This window comes from Acinetobacter sp. WC-743 (assembly GCF_000335555.1).
Taxonomy (GTDB): Bacteria; Pseudomonadota; Gammaproteobacteria; order Pseudomonadales; family Moraxellaceae; genus Acinetobacter; species Acinetobacter bereziniae.
The window spans coordinates 21939-38314 of record NZ_AMFQ01000098.1 but is presented as its reverse complement, the minus strand read 5'-3'; the positions used below and the strand labels follow the sequence as shown (position 1 = coordinate 38314).

The 16376-nt window shown below is 37.6% G+C and carries 15 protein-coding genes and 3 tRNA genes; 9 read left to right on the top strand and 9 right to left on the bottom strand.

Features of this window, described 5'->3' with window-relative positions:
- Positions 1 to 16 precede the first annotated feature (16 nt).
- Positions 17 to 937, bottom strand: coding sequence for a hypothetical protein (locus ACINWC743_RS14625; RefSeq protein WP_005271772.1), 921 nt, complete (start codon positions 935 to 937; stop codon positions 17 to 19).
- A 177-nt stretch (positions 938 to 1114) separates the two neighbouring features.
- On the opposite strand from ACINWC743_RS14625, the gene ACINWC743_RS14620 reads away from it, so the two are divergent.
- Positions 1115 to 1381, top strand: coding sequence for a helix-turn-helix transcriptional regulator (locus tag ACINWC743_RS14620; RefSeq protein ID WP_000572501.1), 267 nt, complete (start codon positions 1115 to 1117; stop codon positions 1379 to 1381).
- A gap of 55 nt (positions 1382 to 1436) precedes the next feature.
- Here the strand turns inward: ACINWC743_RS14620 and ACINWC743_RS14615 are convergent, their stop codons facing one another.
- From ACINWC743_RS14615 to greB, 3 genes are all read right to left on the bottom strand, one after another.
- Positions 1437 to 2651, bottom strand: a complete 1215-nt coding sequence (locus tag ACINWC743_RS14615; RefSeq protein ID WP_000235462.1) for a tyrosine-type recombinase/integrase — start codon at positions 2649 to 2651, stop codon at positions 1437 to 1439.
- A gap of 168 nt (positions 2652 to 2819) precedes the next feature.
- Positions 2820 to 2909: transfer RNA gene (locus ACINWC743_RS14610), tRNA-Ser, on the bottom strand.
- Positions 2910 to 2999: 90 nt separating this feature from the next.
- A complete protein-coding gene (gene greB, locus ACINWC743_RS14605) occupies positions 3000 to 3494 on the bottom strand; it encodes a transcription elongation factor GreB (protein ID WP_004828488.1) in 495 nt (164 codons plus the stop codon).
- Positions 3495 to 4058: 564 nt separating this feature from the next.
- On the opposite strand from greB, the gene ACINWC743_RS14600 reads away from it, so the two are divergent.
- Positions 4059 to 5168 carry a transglycosylase SLT domain-containing protein gene (locus ACINWC743_RS14600; RefSeq protein WP_004828487.1) on the top strand — a complete coding sequence of 370 codons (1110 nt, stop codon included), beginning with the start codon at positions 4059 to 4061 and terminating at the stop codon, positions 5166 to 5168.
- Between the two features lie 159 nt (positions 5169 to 5327).
- On the opposite strand, the gene ACINWC743_RS14595 is transcribed toward ACINWC743_RS14600, so the two are convergent.
- Positions 5328 to 5711 (bottom strand): SCP2 sterol-binding domain-containing protein, encoded by a 384-nt coding sequence (locus tag ACINWC743_RS14595; protein WP_004828485.1) that lies wholly within the window; start codon positions 5709 to 5711, stop codon positions 5328 to 5330.
- Between the two features lie 225 nt (positions 5712 to 5936).
- Positions 5937 to 6845, bottom strand: a complete 909-nt coding sequence (ttcA, locus tag ACINWC743_RS14590; RefSeq protein ID WP_005030632.1) for a tRNA 2-thiocytidine(32) synthetase TtcA — start codon at positions 6843 to 6845, stop codon at positions 5937 to 5939.
- A gap of 507 nt (positions 6846 to 7352) precedes the next feature.
- Here ttcA and ACINWC743_RS14585 point away from each other — a divergent pair.
- Both ACINWC743_RS14585 and htpX read left to right on the top strand, forming a co-directional pair.
- A complete protein-coding gene (locus ACINWC743_RS14585) occupies positions 7353 to 8225 on the top strand; it encodes a lytic transglycosylase domain-containing protein (protein ID WP_009585991.1) in 873 nt (290 codons plus the stop codon).
- 343 nt (positions 8226 to 8568) lie between these two features.
- Complete coding sequence (gene htpX / locus ACINWC743_RS14580) at positions 8569 to 9474, top strand: protease HtpX (protein ID WP_004828480.1); 906 nt, start codon at positions 8569 to 8571, stop codon at positions 9472 to 9474.
- Between the two features lie 122 nt (positions 9475 to 9596).
- Here the strand turns inward: htpX and ACINWC743_RS14575 are convergent, their stop codons facing one another.
- From ACINWC743_RS14575 to ACINWC743_RS14565, 3 genes are all read right to left on the bottom strand, one after another.
- Positions 9597 to 9950, bottom strand: coding sequence for a glyoxalase/bleomycin resistance/extradiol dioxygenase family protein (locus tag ACINWC743_RS14575; protein WP_009586020.1), 354 nt, complete (start codon positions 9948 to 9950; stop codon positions 9597 to 9599).
- 53 nt (positions 9951 to 10003) lie between these two features.
- Entirely contained in the window at positions 10004 to 10585 is a 582-nt protein-coding gene (locus tag ACINWC743_RS14570) for a DUF4112 domain-containing protein (RefSeq protein WP_009586015.1), read from the bottom strand.
- Positions 10586 to 10746: 161 nt separating this feature from the next.
- On the bottom strand, positions 10747 to 11778 hold the full coding sequence (locus tag ACINWC743_RS14565; RefSeq protein WP_005030641.1) for a L,D-transpeptidase family protein: 1032 nt from the start codon (positions 11776 to 11778) through the stop codon (positions 10747 to 10749).
- A 518-nt stretch (positions 11779 to 12296) separates the two neighbouring features.
- Between ACINWC743_RS14565 and pyrC the strand changes: the two genes are divergently transcribed.
- From pyrC to ACINWC743_RS14540, 5 genes are all read left to right on the top strand, one after another.
- Positions 12297 to 13331, top strand: a complete 1035-nt coding sequence (gene pyrC / locus ACINWC743_RS14560; RefSeq protein WP_005030643.1) for a dihydroorotase — start codon at positions 12297 to 12299, stop codon at positions 13329 to 13331.
- A complete protein-coding gene (gene rnt / locus ACINWC743_RS14555; RefSeq protein ID WP_005030644.1) occupies positions 13316 to 13975 on the top strand; it encodes a ribonuclease T in 660 nt (219 codons plus the stop codon). The genes pyrC and rnt overlap by 16 nt, the downstream gene beginning before the upstream one ends.
- Positions 13976 to 13995: 20 nt before the next feature.
- Positions 13996 to 14071, top strand: a tRNA-Glu gene (locus ACINWC743_RS14550).
- Positions 14072 to 14217: 146 nt separating this feature from the next.
- Complete coding sequence (locus ACINWC743_RS14545; protein ID WP_009586010.1) at positions 14218 to 15645, top strand: amino acid permease; 1428 nt, start codon at positions 14218 to 14220, stop codon at positions 15643 to 15645.
- Between the two features lie 340 nt (positions 15646 to 15985).
- Positions 15986 to 16061 (top strand) — tRNA-Glu (locus tag ACINWC743_RS14540).
- The last annotated feature ends 315 nt before the right edge of the window (positions 16062 to 16376 follow it).

Genomic DNA, 16376 nt, shown 5'->3' with positions numbered 1-16376 from the left:
TTTTGAGTACTTCTTATCACTTTTGAATAAGAATATCCTGTAACAGTTCAGGACAATCTCTTAAGTGGTGAAGAATACTTTCATCATTATAAATGGTGTTATAGGGTATTTTTTTCCCCAGCAGCAAAGCAGGGTCAGTTGACTTCTGAGCAATGATTAATTCGTTTATTTCTAACTGAAGTTTGTCGATCCTGTTCTGATATTTACGATTCTGATAAACCTTTCCATGATAATTTTCATTCTGTTTATTATGGGAATTAATGAGTCGTCCCTTTTCCAATTCTTCAATCAATGCCAGCTTAGAATCTATTTCATTCTGAATCCAGACCAGATTATTTTTTTGATATTCAAGTCTAAGTATTGGCAAAATTGATTTTACCGCCTGTGATAAATTCTCCCACCGACCATTTTTATGAGCTTCATCCCTTAAAACCCGATACAGAATTTGATGGCGTGGGTATACATTCTTATCATTACGAACTTTGACTGCACGAATACCTCTCATTCGTTTCAGAATCTTTAAATTGCGTTGGGTGCAAATATTTTCATCCAAAGCCTGATAAGCCTGTAAAATTACACTATAACGTTTTTTTTGAATTGTATTTGAAAGCGTACCAAACTCGTCTTTTAATACATCCAGCTGTTCTAATAGTACCAATATCTGCATAGGTGAAATGACCGTATTCTCACCTAAAATCAGTTGATGAAATTCATTTATTTCTTTCGGAATTAAATCGTTAAGGTGTAGTCGCTCGTTCAGCACCTTCCGCTGCATCTCATTTAACTCAGAAACGATAATTCTTTTTTCTGGCTCATCAGCTGTTTTTATACTTCCACTTGCCTCACTCTGTAGAAAGCTGGATTCATAATAATTAAACAGACAATCAAAGAGCTCCTGCTCCAGTTCGCTTAAGTCTTCAAATTTCATAATACTCATATCATTATATTTCAATATGTTAACAATGTATAATAGTACTATTTTTTTATAATTATGCACTGTTCTTTTATCACTGTATACCACTGTCTATCATGAGCCATATGAAAGTATGCAATGTTCAATATCAATACTTTCATACTGTTAATATTTATGTGTATAAAATCCTAGAGGTGGAAAATGATAGAACAGCATTATCGTGTCAAAGACTTAGTCAACTACCCTGAACGCCCTGCCAAGGACTATGTAGATCGTGGTGGTCGCAGACGAAAGCTATCTTATAAGCCTGCAACCAAAGGGATATTGAATATTGCAGAATCCACCTTCTGGAAAATGATTCGTCGGGGTGATTTTCCTGAACCTACCTATTTAACAGCAAGTATGCCCACATGGGCTGAAAGCCAGATTATTGAATGGCTTGAACTCAAAGAGCTTAAAGCAGCATAAATTAAATAGCCTGTCGTTTGACAGGCTATTTTTTTATCATTGGATTTTCATCTTTTTACTGTTGCTGATCCAGCAATGATTCTAGGTAATTCGCCCACTCCTGCATCATCTCCCGACGATTGTTTAAAAATTTGGTTCGATTGTAGGCTGTACCATTATTATCTTTTACTTTATGTGCCAATTGATGCTCAATAAAGTCTACACGTTGTTCTAATATTTCATCCAACATGGTTCGTGCGGTTGCACGTAATCCATGTGCCGTTTGCTTCCCAGCATAGCCCAAGCGTTTTAACGCTGAGTTAATCGTATTATCAGAAATAAAAGTTTTACCATCCCGACCCACGAAAATGTATTCACTGTATGGGTGCAGATCAATAATTGAATCAATTAAGTCAAAGGCCTGATCTGACAATGGTACAATATGAAGCTGCTTGGTTTTACTAGCTGTAAATTTAAAGCATCTTTCTTCACAATAGAAATACTCCTTTTTCAGCTTGCGTATCTCCCCAGGTCGCTGAAAGGTCAACACGGAGATTTTTAACGCCACTTGTGTGATATGTGAACAACGTGGATAAAGTTTGGAGTAGTTCCAAATTTTATTGAGCATTGGAGCTAGTTCCTGCTCCTCTGTCACGGCTGCAAAGTTCCCACCCTGTGGTTTGGGCAGTTCAATATCCTCAATAGGATTGTATTGAATCAGCTTCTTTTTACGTGCTGACTTAAATATCTGGTTCAAGTCCGATTTTAGGCGTTTGGCAACTGACAATGCACCACGTTCAATAATGCGCTTAAAGACCTTAATCTCAAGAATTTCCAAGGTAAGCTGTGGAAAGGTTAAATCACCAATATAGGGATAGACATCGTGCTTTAAACGACGGATCGTCTCTTCATCCTGTTTTTGCTCTAGCTCACGTTTATATAGCCATGCTTCAGCAACAATACGAAAGGTATTTTCTGCTTCTTTCTGTTTCTGGGACTTGGTTTCAATCCGCTCCATTGCTGGATCGATGCCCTGCTTAATGAGCTTCTTATATTCATCACGAATAGTGCGAGCATCATCCAGTGAAACTTCAGGATAAGTACCTAAAGATAAATCATTACGTTTGGCTAAAAATGGACGTGTGTAATTGAATATCCAGTACTTGCTACCACTCTGATCAATACGCAGGTACAGGTTTCCCCCATCAGACAGCTTATACATCTTGTCAGGATCAGGTTTAGCTTTTTTAACTTGTAAAGCACTAAGCTTATTGATTCCACGAGTCGCCATAATTCAGACATAAAAAAATGCAGTAAGAAATAATCTTACTGCATTTTTTACTACTTTATAACTACCGATTGGCGTAGTGCGTCACGGCTTGTCATATCGTATATTTCCAACTTTAACCTTATAAATCATAAACTTATATAGTGTTAAACAGTGTCAGAAACTTGAATTTGGCGGAAGCGGTGAGATTCGAACTCACGGAGGACTCACACCCTCGTCGGTTTTCAAGACCGGTGCATTAAACCGCTCTGCCACGCTTCCAATGGCGGCTATCATATAAATAAAAACACGACTTGGCAAATCTTTTTCTATATTTTCACTCTCGAATGTACAAAATAAAATCAAATCCTGTTAATTTGCTGAAATTTCATGCTTTTCATAACGAATTGAGTTGATATACCAAAGCTTTTTTCCTAAAGGTGTCATCACTTCAACTTCATCATCTACCTGTTTAGAGAGCAAAGCCCTTGCCATCGGTGAGTCAATAGAAATATGTTGGGGGTGATGGTCATAAATTTCATCAACACCGACAATCCGCAAAGTTTTCGATTCCCCTTCATCGTTTTCTATCTCGACCCATGCACCAAAATAGACTTTTCCTTCTTGCTCGGGTGCAAAATCTACGATACGTAATTCTTCTAAACGTTTACCTAAGTAGCGCACACGACGATCAATCTTTCTCAGCAGTTGTTTATTGTATTGATAATCCGCATTTTCAGATCGGTCACCTAGACTGGCAGCCCATGTTACCTTTTTAGTTACTTCTGGTCGTTCCTCACGCCAAAGTTGTTGCAGTTCTGCAACCAATAAATCATGTCCCGAACGGGTGATTAAATTAGATTTCATGATTTAAAACCATTTACCATAGATCCGCATTGAGATACATTTTTAAAAAAATATTGAGGTTCGTCTACTGCCAACCCATAAAAATTCTGAATATCGAAACTGATTTTTAGTACAAATATGCTGTACATTTTTACTTTGCTTGAAGCCATAAATCAAAAAAAATTCATATAAAATCCTTAACTAAATTTTTATCAATGACGGTCTAACTTAACTTACATTCGGTATATTTGCTTACAGTTTTTTGATTTTTTATTTCAAAACAATTTCTGCATAAATTCAAAAAAAATTAACATATTTAAATCAATAACTTAAATATTAATTTCTGATCATTTTTTAAACAAAATTTGACAGATAAAAAAACTGCCGATATTATGCGCACATGTTTTATTAGCTTACTTTTTTAATTTTGTAGTTTTTCTGCAAAATCTTTCAATCCCACATGTCATTTTTTGAATGACGTTCATGACTGCCCACCCTTATTGAATTTACCAACTGTAAGAAGTCTATAGGTACTTTTGTGCTTATTACTTTTTAGGGCAATAAATTACTTGTAGCGGAGACAACATGCACAGTAGTTCAACCTCTGGGTCGAGGCTTTGCCTTAACTCATTATTTCGTGCTCTTCCAATTAAATGTTTAGTTTTATCCACGGCGTTAATTCCTTTCAGTATTAATGCCAGTAAGAACAATCAATACAATGCTGTAGTTAATTCAAGTAAATTGACTGTAGTCGCTGTTTCCAATCCGAGTATTGTATTTAAGGATGGACAGTATAAACATGGCTTCGGCTATGACTTAGCCCACAATTATGCTGAAAGCTTAAACGTGAAGCTAGAGTTTAAAACAGTGGCAGATAATGCGACTGCACTCAAGATGATCAATCAAGGCAAAGCAAACTTTGCGATTACCACTGCAACGATGCAAAGTATCGAAGCACAAAATCTCACTTCGTTTTCAGCTACATGTGGTGATTTCAATAGTTTAAAAAGCAATGGCTTAAATACCGATATCAATTGGGTCTTTAAGCAAGCTGATGATCCACTCACAGCAACGGCAAGCGGTTTTATTTGTCAAAGTAAACAAAATGGTGCAACCCAACAATTGGCATCATTTTATAATCGCAATGTAGTTAAGAAAGATGATTGGAATACCATTCAACGTGATCTAAGTGCGCGTTTACCGATTTATAAAGCCAGTTTTAAACGTTCTGCACAACAGTATGGTTTAGATTGGCATCTGCTTGCAGCTATTGGTTATCAAGAATCATATTTAAAACCAGACTCTGTTTCTCCCACAGGTGTTCGCGGTTTAATGATGTTGACCAACAATACTGCAAAAGCAATGGGTGTGAGTAACCGCAACGACCCAGTACAAAGTATTCAAGGCGGCGCAAAGTATTTTGATATGATGTTGAATCGCTATTCTTACATCCGTACACCTGACCGTCATTGGTATGCATTGGTTGCCTATAATATGGGACCAGGTGCTGTTGAAAGTATCCAAAAACGTATTAAAGCGCAAGGTAAAGATCCGAATGATTGGATGAACCTTTACAATTATTTAACACGCCACCAAAGCAGTAATGGTCGCTATAAACAAGCAGTGCAATATGTCACACGTATTCGTGCATATTTAGAGCACATCAAAACGACACCGCGTTTGCTTGAAATCTAATACAGTTCGTCACTGGGCTGGCTACTGCTTAATATTTAAAACTTTTGTAATACATCAATATCTGATCTAACTATCGTTGAGATTGTTTTTCAATCGACTGAAATGATCAGACAAAAAAAAGCTTACTCATGGAGTAAGCTTTTTTTTGTATCAAGAAAATTAAGCAGTTTGCTCTAATACTTTCTTAAACAAATCTTTTTGTTCTTGGCTAGGCTTAGCAGTTTGTAATGCCATTAATTGAGACATATCACCTTGAACTTTGATTTTACCTGTCATGAACGCTTGCATCGCAGCAGCCATATCAAACTCTAGGAACACTTTACGAAGCGTCTCAGCATCCATATTGAGCGTCGTTTTGGCATTTGCAGAACTACCTTTAATGATTTTACCACCATCCAAAGCAAGCTCTGTGTTGCCATCTGCATCTGCAACAACCAAATTAATCGCTAAACCAGAAAGCGCTGGTGGCAAGTTTAAATCACCTGCTTCAGCAGTTAATTTTTCAACATTTGCAAACCAATCATCAGTTAAAAATGCAGGCATGTTCATTCCTCAAATTATTTATTCAATTTATTGTGCTATCTATCCAGACAACATCAGGGTGAAGCAGTTTTGCTTGCCCAATGTTATAGCATGATAATTTCAATTTGGGCTAAAGTTTTTTGTACGGACTGTTCATGTTTTATTGGTTTTATCGTTTTATTTTTTAAAATCAGGCACTCATTTCAATATGAGTACCCGATTTGTTCAAAAAATTGGCAAAAAAGATCAGTCTGCCGCAAAACTCAAATTCACCACATCCAAGCGTTTTTTCATTTCTTCAGTGTCACATTTCATATCAAATTCACGCTCTTCATCCAATTTCTCAAAATCGAACAAATCACGGTCTGCTAATTGTGAAGGCGAAACATTTTGTAATGCACCAAAAATACTGTGTAAACGTTTTGGATATTGTTTATCCCATTCACGCAGCATGTCATTCAGCATTGCACGTTGTAAATTTTCCTGAGAACCACACAAGTTACATGGAATAATCGGGAATTTACGAATTTCTGCATATTTGATGATGTCTTTTTCTTCAACATATGCCAACGGACGAATCAGAATATTCTTTTTGTCTGAAGACAATAATTTTGGAGGCATGGCTTTTAAGCTGCCACCATGAAATAAATTCAAAAAGAAGGTTGCAATGATGTCATCACGATGATGTCCAAGTGCTACTTTGGTTGCACCAATTTCTTGTGCAAAGCCATAAAGCGAACCACGACGCAAACGTGAACATACAGCACAATAGGTTTTGCCTTCTGGCGTTAAACGTTTAGTGATGCTATACGTGTCTTTTTCCAAAATATAATAAGGAATATTATTTTCTTCCAAATATTTCGGTAATACATCTTCGGGGAAACCTGGTTGTTTCTGATCTAAATTGACTGCGACTACATCAAAATTGATCGGTGCAATGCGTTTAAATTGCAACAAAATATCCAACAAGGTGTAACTGTCTTTCCCACCAGAAACACAGACCATCACCTTATCGCCTTCCTCAATCATTTTATAGTCACGAATGGCATGACCCACCTGACGGCGAAGTTTTTTCAACAGACGATAATAAGCTGAACTTGTTGGAAGCTCTGGTTTGAAATTAAATCCTTGCTCGGACTCAACTGGCGAGAACATAGACGAGATTGACCCATAAAAAAATACTGGGCAATTTTATCTGATTTGAACGTTAACCGCATCTAAAGATTTTTTTATTTTGCATCAATTTTTATTTGGTCATCTTTCTGACTTATTCTTCGATTTAAAATAGACGGCAAAGTTCATTTTTTATCCAAAGTGCTTATCTTTTGGACTTTTCCACAGTTTTCCACAAAACCTGTGGATAAAATTGTGGATTCTTTGGGGCTTGACATAGATTCCTATCGCAATGATGGGCATTTTCCTTAAATTGATCATTTTTTAACCACTATATTTTTTATATATTTTTCAATAGATTACCTTAGTCAATAGTTATTTTTCAAAAAAAATATAAAATTTTTTTTGCTTAATATGCCAACAAATAGCACTTGCATTTTTTTAATTGTATTGTTAAAACTCAATTCATAGTTTTTCTTGTCCAATAACTTTGATAAACTCCAAAATGAAATTGGGGAAATATATTAATTACTACAAATGAAAAAACGAATGAAAGGTTCTGTGTTGTCGGTTTTAGGGTGTATGAGTATGTTCTCATTGGCACCTGAAACGTTTGCAGGTCAAATTTACTTCTATAAAGATCAAAACGGCACGACCCTACTCACCAACCGAAAAAATAATGATAGTTCCTTACAAAAAATTAAAGTGACCTATTATAAAGACAGTAACATTCACAGTTATAGCAATTGGGGAAGTTCAGAGTCCTCAGTATTGCCCAGTTACAGTAAAAGCCGTAATGCATTTGATAGCATTATTCGTCAAGCCGCTCAAACACATGGCGTCTCCGAAGGTTTAATTAAAGCTGTGATGCATACTGAATCAGGATTTAATTCAAATGCACGCTCTCCTGTAGGTGCACAAGGTCTGATGCAACTCATGCCTGCAACCGCACGTCGCTTTAACGTGTCTAACTCATTTGATCCACAACAGAATATTTTTGGCGGGGCTAAATATCTAAGTTGGCTAATGAAGCGATTCAATGGTAATACGACATTAGCTTTGGCTGCCTATAATGCAGGAGAAGGTAATGTTGACAAATATGGCGGCATCCCTCCATTTCGTGAAACACAAGACTATGTAAAACGTGTCACCAGTCGTTTAAACAACTTGTATGCTGGCGGTTTGAGCCTATCAACCAATGGTAATGTCAGCACTGGACAAATCATTGCTCAATCTAATGCAAATGATTTAAATAATCCTGATCCTGCACCAACGATCAACAATGCATCGAGCATTCAACCTCTAAAGTATAGTACTCGCCCCATTATCATTGCCTCAGATGGGACTTATACTGATGCACCTGCTGGATCCTATTCAACCGCACATGCCAGTGCAACTGCAAGGATCACCATAGGCAATTAGTTTGCTTAAGTCGGTGCTGTTTGTTGGTACATGAGCGACGATATGATTTAGTAAAATTTATGACTCAAATGTATAAATCAAGTCGTTAAATTGAACAATTACATTTTCTAAACAAATCATTGAAAGTTATTATGATTTCTCCTATACAGAGAATTTATTTTTATCTGACTCAATTTTTTAGATAAATTTCTGATCAACTATCCCTATATCTGAAACTTTTTACTTTTTCAGCGTATAGGTTTTTTCAATGATTCTTGAATTTTAATCTCCTAAACCTCATATTGAAATTCATGATTTATTCGCATAAATCGTATTATCGATTATTTATAAGAGGATTCTCTCCATGATGCGGATTGGTTTGTTTTTGCTAACCAACCTCGCGGTACTGGTTGTAGCTGGCATTATCCTATCATTATTAGGTGTTGGTAGTTACCACGGCGCTGGCGGTCTTAAATTAGGCAACCTGATGGTCATCTGTTTTGTCTTTGGTATGGTGGGATCTTTAATTTCCCTCTTTATGTCAAAGTGGATGGCGCTGAAAACAACAGGCACTGAATTAATTGATCCGAATGCTCCTCGTAACCAAGCAGAAGTTTGGTTATTACAAGAGGTTGCTCAACTTTCTCAACGTGCTGGTATTAAAATGCCAGATGTTGGTATTTTCCATTCTTATCAATCAAATGCTTTTGCAACGGGTTGGAACAAAAACGATGCGTTAGTATCGGTTTCAACAGGTTTGCTTGAACGAATGAATAAAGATGAATTACGCGCTGTACTTGCCCATGAAATTGGTCACGTTGCCAATGGAGACATGGTAACTTTGTCTCTGATTCAAGGTGTGGTCAACGCATTTGTCATGTTCTTTGCCCGTGTGGTCGGTGACTTTATTGACCGTAACGTGTTTGGTCGTGAAGATGGCGAAGCACCTGGATTGGCTTATTTTGCCATTACCATCGTACTTGATATTGTCTTCGGTATATTGGCATCGGCGATTGTGATGTGGTTCTCACGCTATCGTGAATACCGTGCCGACGAAGCAGGCGCTCAGCTTGCAGGTAAGGAAGCCATGATTTCAGCATTATTACGTTTACAAGCTGAATCTGAAATGCCAGATCAAATGCCAAAAGAAATGAAAGCATTTGCAATTACGGAAGGTAAGGAACAAGGCTTTAGTTTGGCCGCTTTATTCCAAACTCACCCAAGTATCGAACAACGTGTTGCAGCTTTACGTCAATTAAATCTACCTTAATGGTAAATTAATATATTTACTTTCTTATTCTCCCTTAAACAACAAAGCCTCCAATTTGGAGGCTTTGTTGTTTCTGAATAAATCATTATTTGGAATAAATAGATTAAATAAGAAATAGTTCACTAACTCAATTGAATACAGCGAATAAGGCTACCATTTGGGTCAACCACACAAAACATATCAATTTCTTCTAAATATTGAATCTCGCTCATCCGTGCATCTGGATATTGTGTCCAATCCAAAGCTTGCCAAAAATGAAATAAATCTTGCATAACATGCGTTCTTAAACAAGCACTGAACCAGGATGCTTTTGGATCCAATTGAGGATGATGGAAGAACTCTAAAATCAAACTGTCTTTGGTTAAAATCATCCACTGGTCAGACTGATAATCACATTGAAAACCCAAGAATGCATAAAACTTACGAGTATGATCAAAATCAATCGCAGGAAGGTTTGCCGAAATATAATCTTGCATGATCACCTCTGTCAGTGCATCTATAAATATTCAAATCAGTTTAAGCAGTGCTGTTAGGTTTTATAGCTCTGATACCAATCCCACAACATATTTACACCCAGCCACATGGCAATTGCAATCAATATCAATACCACCAAGCCCAAAATATCAGGGATATGAATCCAAATCCATGCCACAACAGGGTTGCGCCAAAAGGCGGAATGCTGCTGCTTTTGTTCTAATTTTTCATGCAAAAACGGATGAACGACATGGTCATCTGAATGGATCTGATACTCTGCTTGAATATGATCATGCACGATATCTAAAGCTTTACGACTCGGGCGAATAAAAATATCAAACAATGTTCCCGCAATAGGGATACAGCCGACAATACCATCCATGATTGCAAGTTTTAACACACCATTCAACTTGGCTTGAGGTACACCAATCTGCTTGGCTTTATACACCGCATAACAGGTTAAAATAAATCCCGCCACATCACCTGCAATTGGAACAGTACTCAATGCTGCATCTGCCCCTACCCCCTGTTTAGTAAAGGGTATACGCACAACTGAATCCATCATATTGGCAAACTTCGCCAAATCACGTTCCAGTTTAATGACTTCTTGAGTAGATAATTTTTTTTCTGTACCCATAAAGATGACGTTCTTCTAACAATAGTTAATTGTTGCATCATAGCCAATCTATACATGATGTTGTGTATATTTTTGATATACAGCAATAAATGGCTAAGAATTAGATAAAAAAGCGACCTATACCCCACGGCATAGATCGCTTTTAAACAACATCGTGGACTTTAATCTAAAAACTTCACCACAGTTCCGGGTTGAACTTTACGCCCCAAGTCATTGGCATCCCAGTTGGTGAGACGAATACAGCCATGCGATGCCGTCTTCGAAATTAATGATGGATTTGGAGTTCCATGAATCCCAAAGGTTGGTTTGCTTAAGGCAATCCACATATTGCCAACGGGACCGTTTGGACCAGGTGGCAGAGCCAATTTCTGGCGATTGCTACCTTGTACAAAGTTTTTCGGGTTATATCCATACACTGGATTTGGTGCAACTTTTACCACTTTATGCGTCCCTTTGGGAGACGGTGTCCCTGACCCGCCAATCGTGGCAGGGAAAGAAGCAATCATTTGATTTAAATGATTATATAAATACAGTTGGCGCGCCGGCTTATGTGCAATAATCAGCGCAACATCTTGAGGTAAGTCATTGCGAACAATTGGAACATTGAGCGTTTCACCAACTTTCTTAAAGTTAGCATGTGGGTTAATTTGCTTTAAGAAATCTTCATCAATATGAAATTTCTCACCGAGCATTTCAGTTACACGGGTATAGTAAAGCCCCGGCATCTTAGCTTGCAGAGCATAATTGCGTGGAATCGATTTCGCATAAGGACCTTTCAGGTCTTGAGCGGTAATTTGATAAGTACCAAATGCCGCAGTTGTTTGATTTTTTAACAAACTGTCCCACGTTAGCTTATCCAGTTCACCACTAATCGGTAACCCTTTAATTTGTTGATAAGCAGCAATGGCTTTTAAGAAATTTTTACCACTCTTAGCATCAATCGGTCCCGGTGATGCATGCAGATTATTTAACATCACTTGCGCGCGCGCATAGGCAGGAAACTGCCCTCGCCCCAGATTGCTTGACCAAGTGGCATTATTGATACTATTTAATGACCAATCTTGTTTTGAATCCGCTTTAATGGCTTCTTGGTTTTTTTCGCTTTTCACATTTTGTTTGGCAAATGTTTGGCTTTGAATACTTAAACCAGTCAGACATAGTATACAGATAAGACTTGGCAGAAACTTGCCCATATAAAACTCGCTATCTACTTAATTTTATCATTCATTTCTCTAATAAACCATGTAATATCAGATACATGAAGAATATTAATTGAATACCCTAAATTTCATTTTAATAAAGCTTATTGATCATTTTCACATCAAAAATTTAGAACTTATTTTATAAAGTCAACCGTATATTCATTAACCCTGTTCAAATAATGTGTATTATCAGTTTAGCTTTGTATGACTTCATTATCGTTTTTTAAGTAAAATATGCAATAGCACAGGCTGACTATTTCAGTTTTTAAATTCTCTTTTCAAAAAAGAATTAAAATTAACCAATTGAAAATTTTAACGAAGTTTTGAGGTACAATTTTATTTCATTAGGGTTAGCATTTTATCATGACAAGTCTATGACCGAGATGTGCAAAATATAGACTTTAGATTTGTTTTTAATCATTTAATTTGAATTATTGATTAGAAATAGCTGTTATCATTTTAAACTGTTATAGATTATCATCTCATTTATTTTGTAAGTCAGAATTGCCTTGAATACGATCACATTGCTTCAGCCCGATGACTGGCATGCCCATCTCCGTGATGGTCTTGCTTTAAAGCGTACAGTTCCAGATCTCGCCAAACAATTTGCCCGTGCGATTTGTATGCCGAACTTGGTTCCACCTGTAAAAACTGTAGATGAAGCCAATGCTTATCGCGATCGTATTATGGCACATGTACCTGCAGGTCTAAATTTTGACCCACGTATGGTACTGTATTTTACTGACCATACTTCGCCAGACGAAGTTCGTAAAATCAAAGAATCTCAATATGTAAATGCCATTAAACTTTATCCTGCTGGTGCTACCACCAATTCGGATAATGGCGTTAGTGACATTCGTAAAGTTTATGCGGTCATTGAACAACTCGAAGAACATCAAGTTCCTTTACTGTTACACGGCGAAGTGACTCATCATCATGTCGATATTTTTGATCGTGAAAAACGCTTTTTAGACGAAGTGCTTTCACCTTTATTAAAGCAATTTCCAAAATTAAAATTAGTTTTAGAACATATTACCACCAGTGAAGCAGCACATTTTGTACTCGAACAAGATCGTAATGTTGCAGCAACCATTACCCCACAACATTTATTATTTAACCGTAATGATATGTTGGTCGGTGGGGTTAAACCGCACTTCTATTGCTTACCGATTTTAAAACGTCAAACGCATCAACAGACATTGTTAGAAGTTGCAACTAGCGGAAATCCTAAGTTTTTCTTAGGTACAGACAGTGCGCCACACTCTAAAAATGCCAAAGAAAATGCATGTGGCTGTGCAGGTTGTTACAGTGCTCCAACTGCAATTGAACTGTATGCACAAGCATTTGACCAAGTGAACAAAATCGAACGTCTTGAAGGTTTTGCCAGTCTCTTTGGTGCCGACTTCTATGGTTTGCCTCGCAATACAAATACGATTACTCTTGTCAAAGAAGAACAGGTAATCCCTGAAAGTTTAGATTATTTGGATGGTGAACAGATTATTCCACTTTATGCTGGAAAAACTATCCAATGGAGAAAGGTGTGACAACTGAAACATTACCTGTGATTGGACAACGATTTCGTGGTTTTTTACCCGTCGTTGTTGATGTAGAAACAGCAGGTTTTAATGCAGATACTGATGCATTGCTAGAAATAGCATGCATCCCGATTGTGTATGATGCTGAGGGCAAATTTGTTCCTGGTGAAGCACATCATGCACATATCAACCCCTTCGAAGGCGCAAATTTAGATCGTCGTTCATTAGATTTCATTGGTATTGATCCATTTAATCCTATGCGTATGGCGATGGCTGAAGATGAGAAAACAGCTCTTAAGCGTATTTTTAAAGCAGTGAATGACGTGCGTCGTCAACAAAATTGCACGCATGCAGTCTTGGTTGGACACAATGCTCATTTTGATTTAGGTTTTTTAAAAGCGGCGATTGCTCGAACAGGGACAAAAAATCAAAACCCATTTCATAGCTTTTCAGTCTTTGATACGGTCACGTTGAGTGCAGTGATGTTTGGTCAAACTGTCTTAGCAAAATCATGTATTCAAGCTGGAATTGAATTTGATGGTCGAGAAGCACACTCAGCATTGTATGATACACAGAAGACGGCTGAACTGTTCTGCTATATTTTGAACAAACTCGCTCCTCACTTACTTGACACTTTGATGGCGGATCAATAAGATAGCGCCATCTTCTAAACGACCCTATCGTCTAGAGGCCTAGGACATCGCCCTTTCACGGCGGTAACCGGGGTTCGAATCCCCGTAGGGTCGCCATATTTTCTCTCCTTCGCAATACCATTACTTAATTTTAGTCATTTCAATTTTTTTCTTATACTTTACGCCTAGTTATTTCATTTTATTTTGTGAATTTTCACATTTTAATCTAAAATATTGATTTAGCATTCTCAGTTACATCAAATATGCAATCTCCCGATCAATCGAATCAGCATCTCAATGCTGATGGACAGTCTTTTGTCTTAAAAAGATCCATGACCAAACGACACCTGATTATGCTGTCTCTAGGTGGTGCTATCGGCACAGGTTTATTTTTAAGTTCAGGCGAAGTCATCGCTCAAGCAGGTCCGATTGGTGCTGTGATTTCCTATATCATCGTTGGCTTAATTGCATACATGGTCATGCTATGTTTAGGTGAATTGGCTGTGAATCAACCCGTAACAGGATCTTTTGGTGCATTTGCTGCCAAAAATATTGGTCCCGGTACAGGCTATATGGTCTCATGGATGTACTGGTTAGGCTGGTCTGCAACATTAGGTACGGAGTTTACTGCCGCTGCGATGCTGATGCAGGAATGGTTTCCAACCACCTCCATCTGGCTATGGACCTTAATCTTCATTATCGCGGTACTGATTTCCAACCTCACCTCTACTCGTTTTTTTGCAGAGTCTGAATTCTGGTTGTCCTTCGTCAAAGTGGCAACAGTTTTGGTCTTCATTCTGTTAGGCTTGGCAGCGATATTTGGTTTAATTCCATTTCATGGCTATGAATCTGCACCTTTATTCAGTAACTTAACCTCCCATGGTTGGCTGCCCAATGGACTATTTCCAATCTTTGCCACCATGCTGATCGTTAACTTTGCATTTAATGGCACAGAAATGATCGGTATCGCAGCAGGCGAAACAGAAAATCCTGAAAAAAATGTACCGAAAGCAATTCATGCTGCTGTCTGGCGTTTGATGATTTTCTTTGTCGGCACCATTATTGTGATTAGCTCATTATTACCTTATCAAGATGCTGGACTTGCCGTACATGGTGAAGGTATCAGTAATAGTCCATTTGTATCGGTATTTAATTTAATCGGTATTCCTTACGCAGAAGACATCATGCGTTTCGTGATTATCACGGCACTATTGTCTACGGCAAACTCGGGACTCTACGCTGCTTCTCGTATGATGTGGGCTCTCTCAGTTCAAAAACAATTACCACGTATTTTTTCTAAATTGACCAAATCAGGTACGCCTGTGATCGCCATTTTGGTGACCATGATTGGAGGCTTACCCGGGTTATTATCAGAACAGTTCGGTGCTGATGTGATTTTCAAAAACTTATTAGGCGTGGCTGCATTTACCATGGTCATCGTATGGATGAGTATTTGCTGGAGTCAATTTAATTTCCGTCGCAAATGGCTTGCTAGTGGAAAGACCTTAGCTGATTTAAAATTTAAGACACCTTGGTATCCACTTGTACCTATCTTAGGTTTTATCACCTGTACCGCAACAGGCTTAAGTATGGCAGCCGATCCTGAAATGCTTTCAGGCTTTATTGGATGCTTGCTCTTTATGGCGATCTGTTATGTGACCTATTATGGTCTGTATCATCAGAAAGATTAATTCATCCCTGAGCTTATCAAGCACCCGTGCTTAAATAGGTGCTTGTGATCAAGCTAAAAGTCAGCATTATTATGGCATCTATGAGATTCAACAATGATGGGTACACCCAGAATTCAATCCATATCCATGTGATTGTCTATCCATAGATCGTGAATTTTGATTTTTTTCATCTTTTACTTCATCACAATTTTAACCGTCAAAACCAATCCAATACTTTATTGATTAAATTACATGCTGAAAGAATAGTAATTGCTGAAGGATTCACCAGTTAGAAGATAATTCAAGAAATCTGTTTTGACAAAAGTACTGTTTGTTATTAATATACGCATCACCTCATCACGACCCTATCGTCTAGAGGCCTAGGACATCGCCCTTTCACGGCGGTAACCGGGGTTCGAATCCCCGTAGGGTCGCCATATTCGAGTCTGTTTCTTAGATGAAACTTCTCATAAAAAAGCCTGAGCAATATGACTCAGGTTTTTTTATATCTATTGATTTTCAAATGCTTAAAAACACAACAGTAAGACCATTAGAATAATGCGTTTATTGAACAATTGAACTTTCATTTATTAAAATAACGCGAGCAATATTAAATATAAGTTTTTGATTTAAATAATTAATTAATAGAAATAAAAAATAGTGAAAATTTATATTCTGGATTATTGCCGATTAAAACCACTCAGTCATTGCACTATTTCGCAATTGGACTAAAATAGCGCGCTTCTTGTTTT

Coding starts and splice junctions, on each gene's coding strand:
- ACINWC743_RS14625 (WP_005271772.1), bottom strand. CDS start 937: ATGAGTATTATGAAATTTGAAGACTTAAGCGAACTGGAGCAGGAGCTC.
- ACINWC743_RS14620 (WP_000572501.1), top strand. CDS start 1,115: ATGATAGAACAGCATTATCGTGTCAAAGACTTAGTCAACTACCCTGAA.
- ACINWC743_RS14615 (WP_000235462.1), bottom strand. CDS start 2,651: ATGGCGACTCGTGGAATCAATAAGCTTAGTGCTTTACAAGTTAAAAAA.
- greB (WP_004828488.1), bottom strand. CDS start 3,494: ATGAAATCTAATTTAATCACCCGTTCGGGACATGATTTATTGGTTGCA.
- ACINWC743_RS14600 (WP_004828487.1), top strand. CDS start 4,059: ATGCACAGTAGTTCAACCTCTGGGTCGAGGCTTTGCCTTAACTCATTA.
- ACINWC743_RS14595 (WP_004828485.1), bottom strand. CDS start 5,711: ATGCCTGCATTTTTAACTGATGATTGGTTTGCAAATGTTGAAAAATTA.
- ttcA (WP_005030632.1), bottom strand. CDS start 6,845: ATGTTCTCGCCAGTTGAGTCCGAGCAAGGATTTAATTTCAAACCAGAG.
- ACINWC743_RS14585 (WP_009585991.1), top strand. CDS start 7,353: ATGAAAGGTTCTGTGTTGTCGGTTTTAGGGTGTATGAGTATGTTCTCA.
- htpX (WP_004828480.1), top strand. CDS start 8,569: ATGATGCGGATTGGTTTGTTTTTGCTAACCAACCTCGCGGTACTGGTT.
- ACINWC743_RS14575 (WP_009586020.1), bottom strand. CDS start 9,950: ATGCAAGATTATATTTCGGCAAACCTTCCTGCGATTGATTTTGATCAT.
- ACINWC743_RS14570 (WP_009586015.1), bottom strand. CDS start 10,585: ATGGGTACAGAAAAAAAATTATCTACTCAAGAAGTCATTAAACTGGAA.
- ACINWC743_RS14565 (WP_005030641.1), bottom strand. CDS start 11,778: ATGGGCAAGTTTCTGCCAAGTCTTATCTGTATACTATGTCTGACTGGT.
- rnt (WP_005030644.1), top strand. CDS start 13,316: ATGGAGAAAGGTGTGACAACTGAAACATTACCTGTGATTGGACAACGA.
- ACINWC743_RS14545 (WP_009586010.1), top strand. CDS start 14,218: ATGCAATCTCCCGATCAATCGAATCAGCATCTCAATGCTGATGGACAG.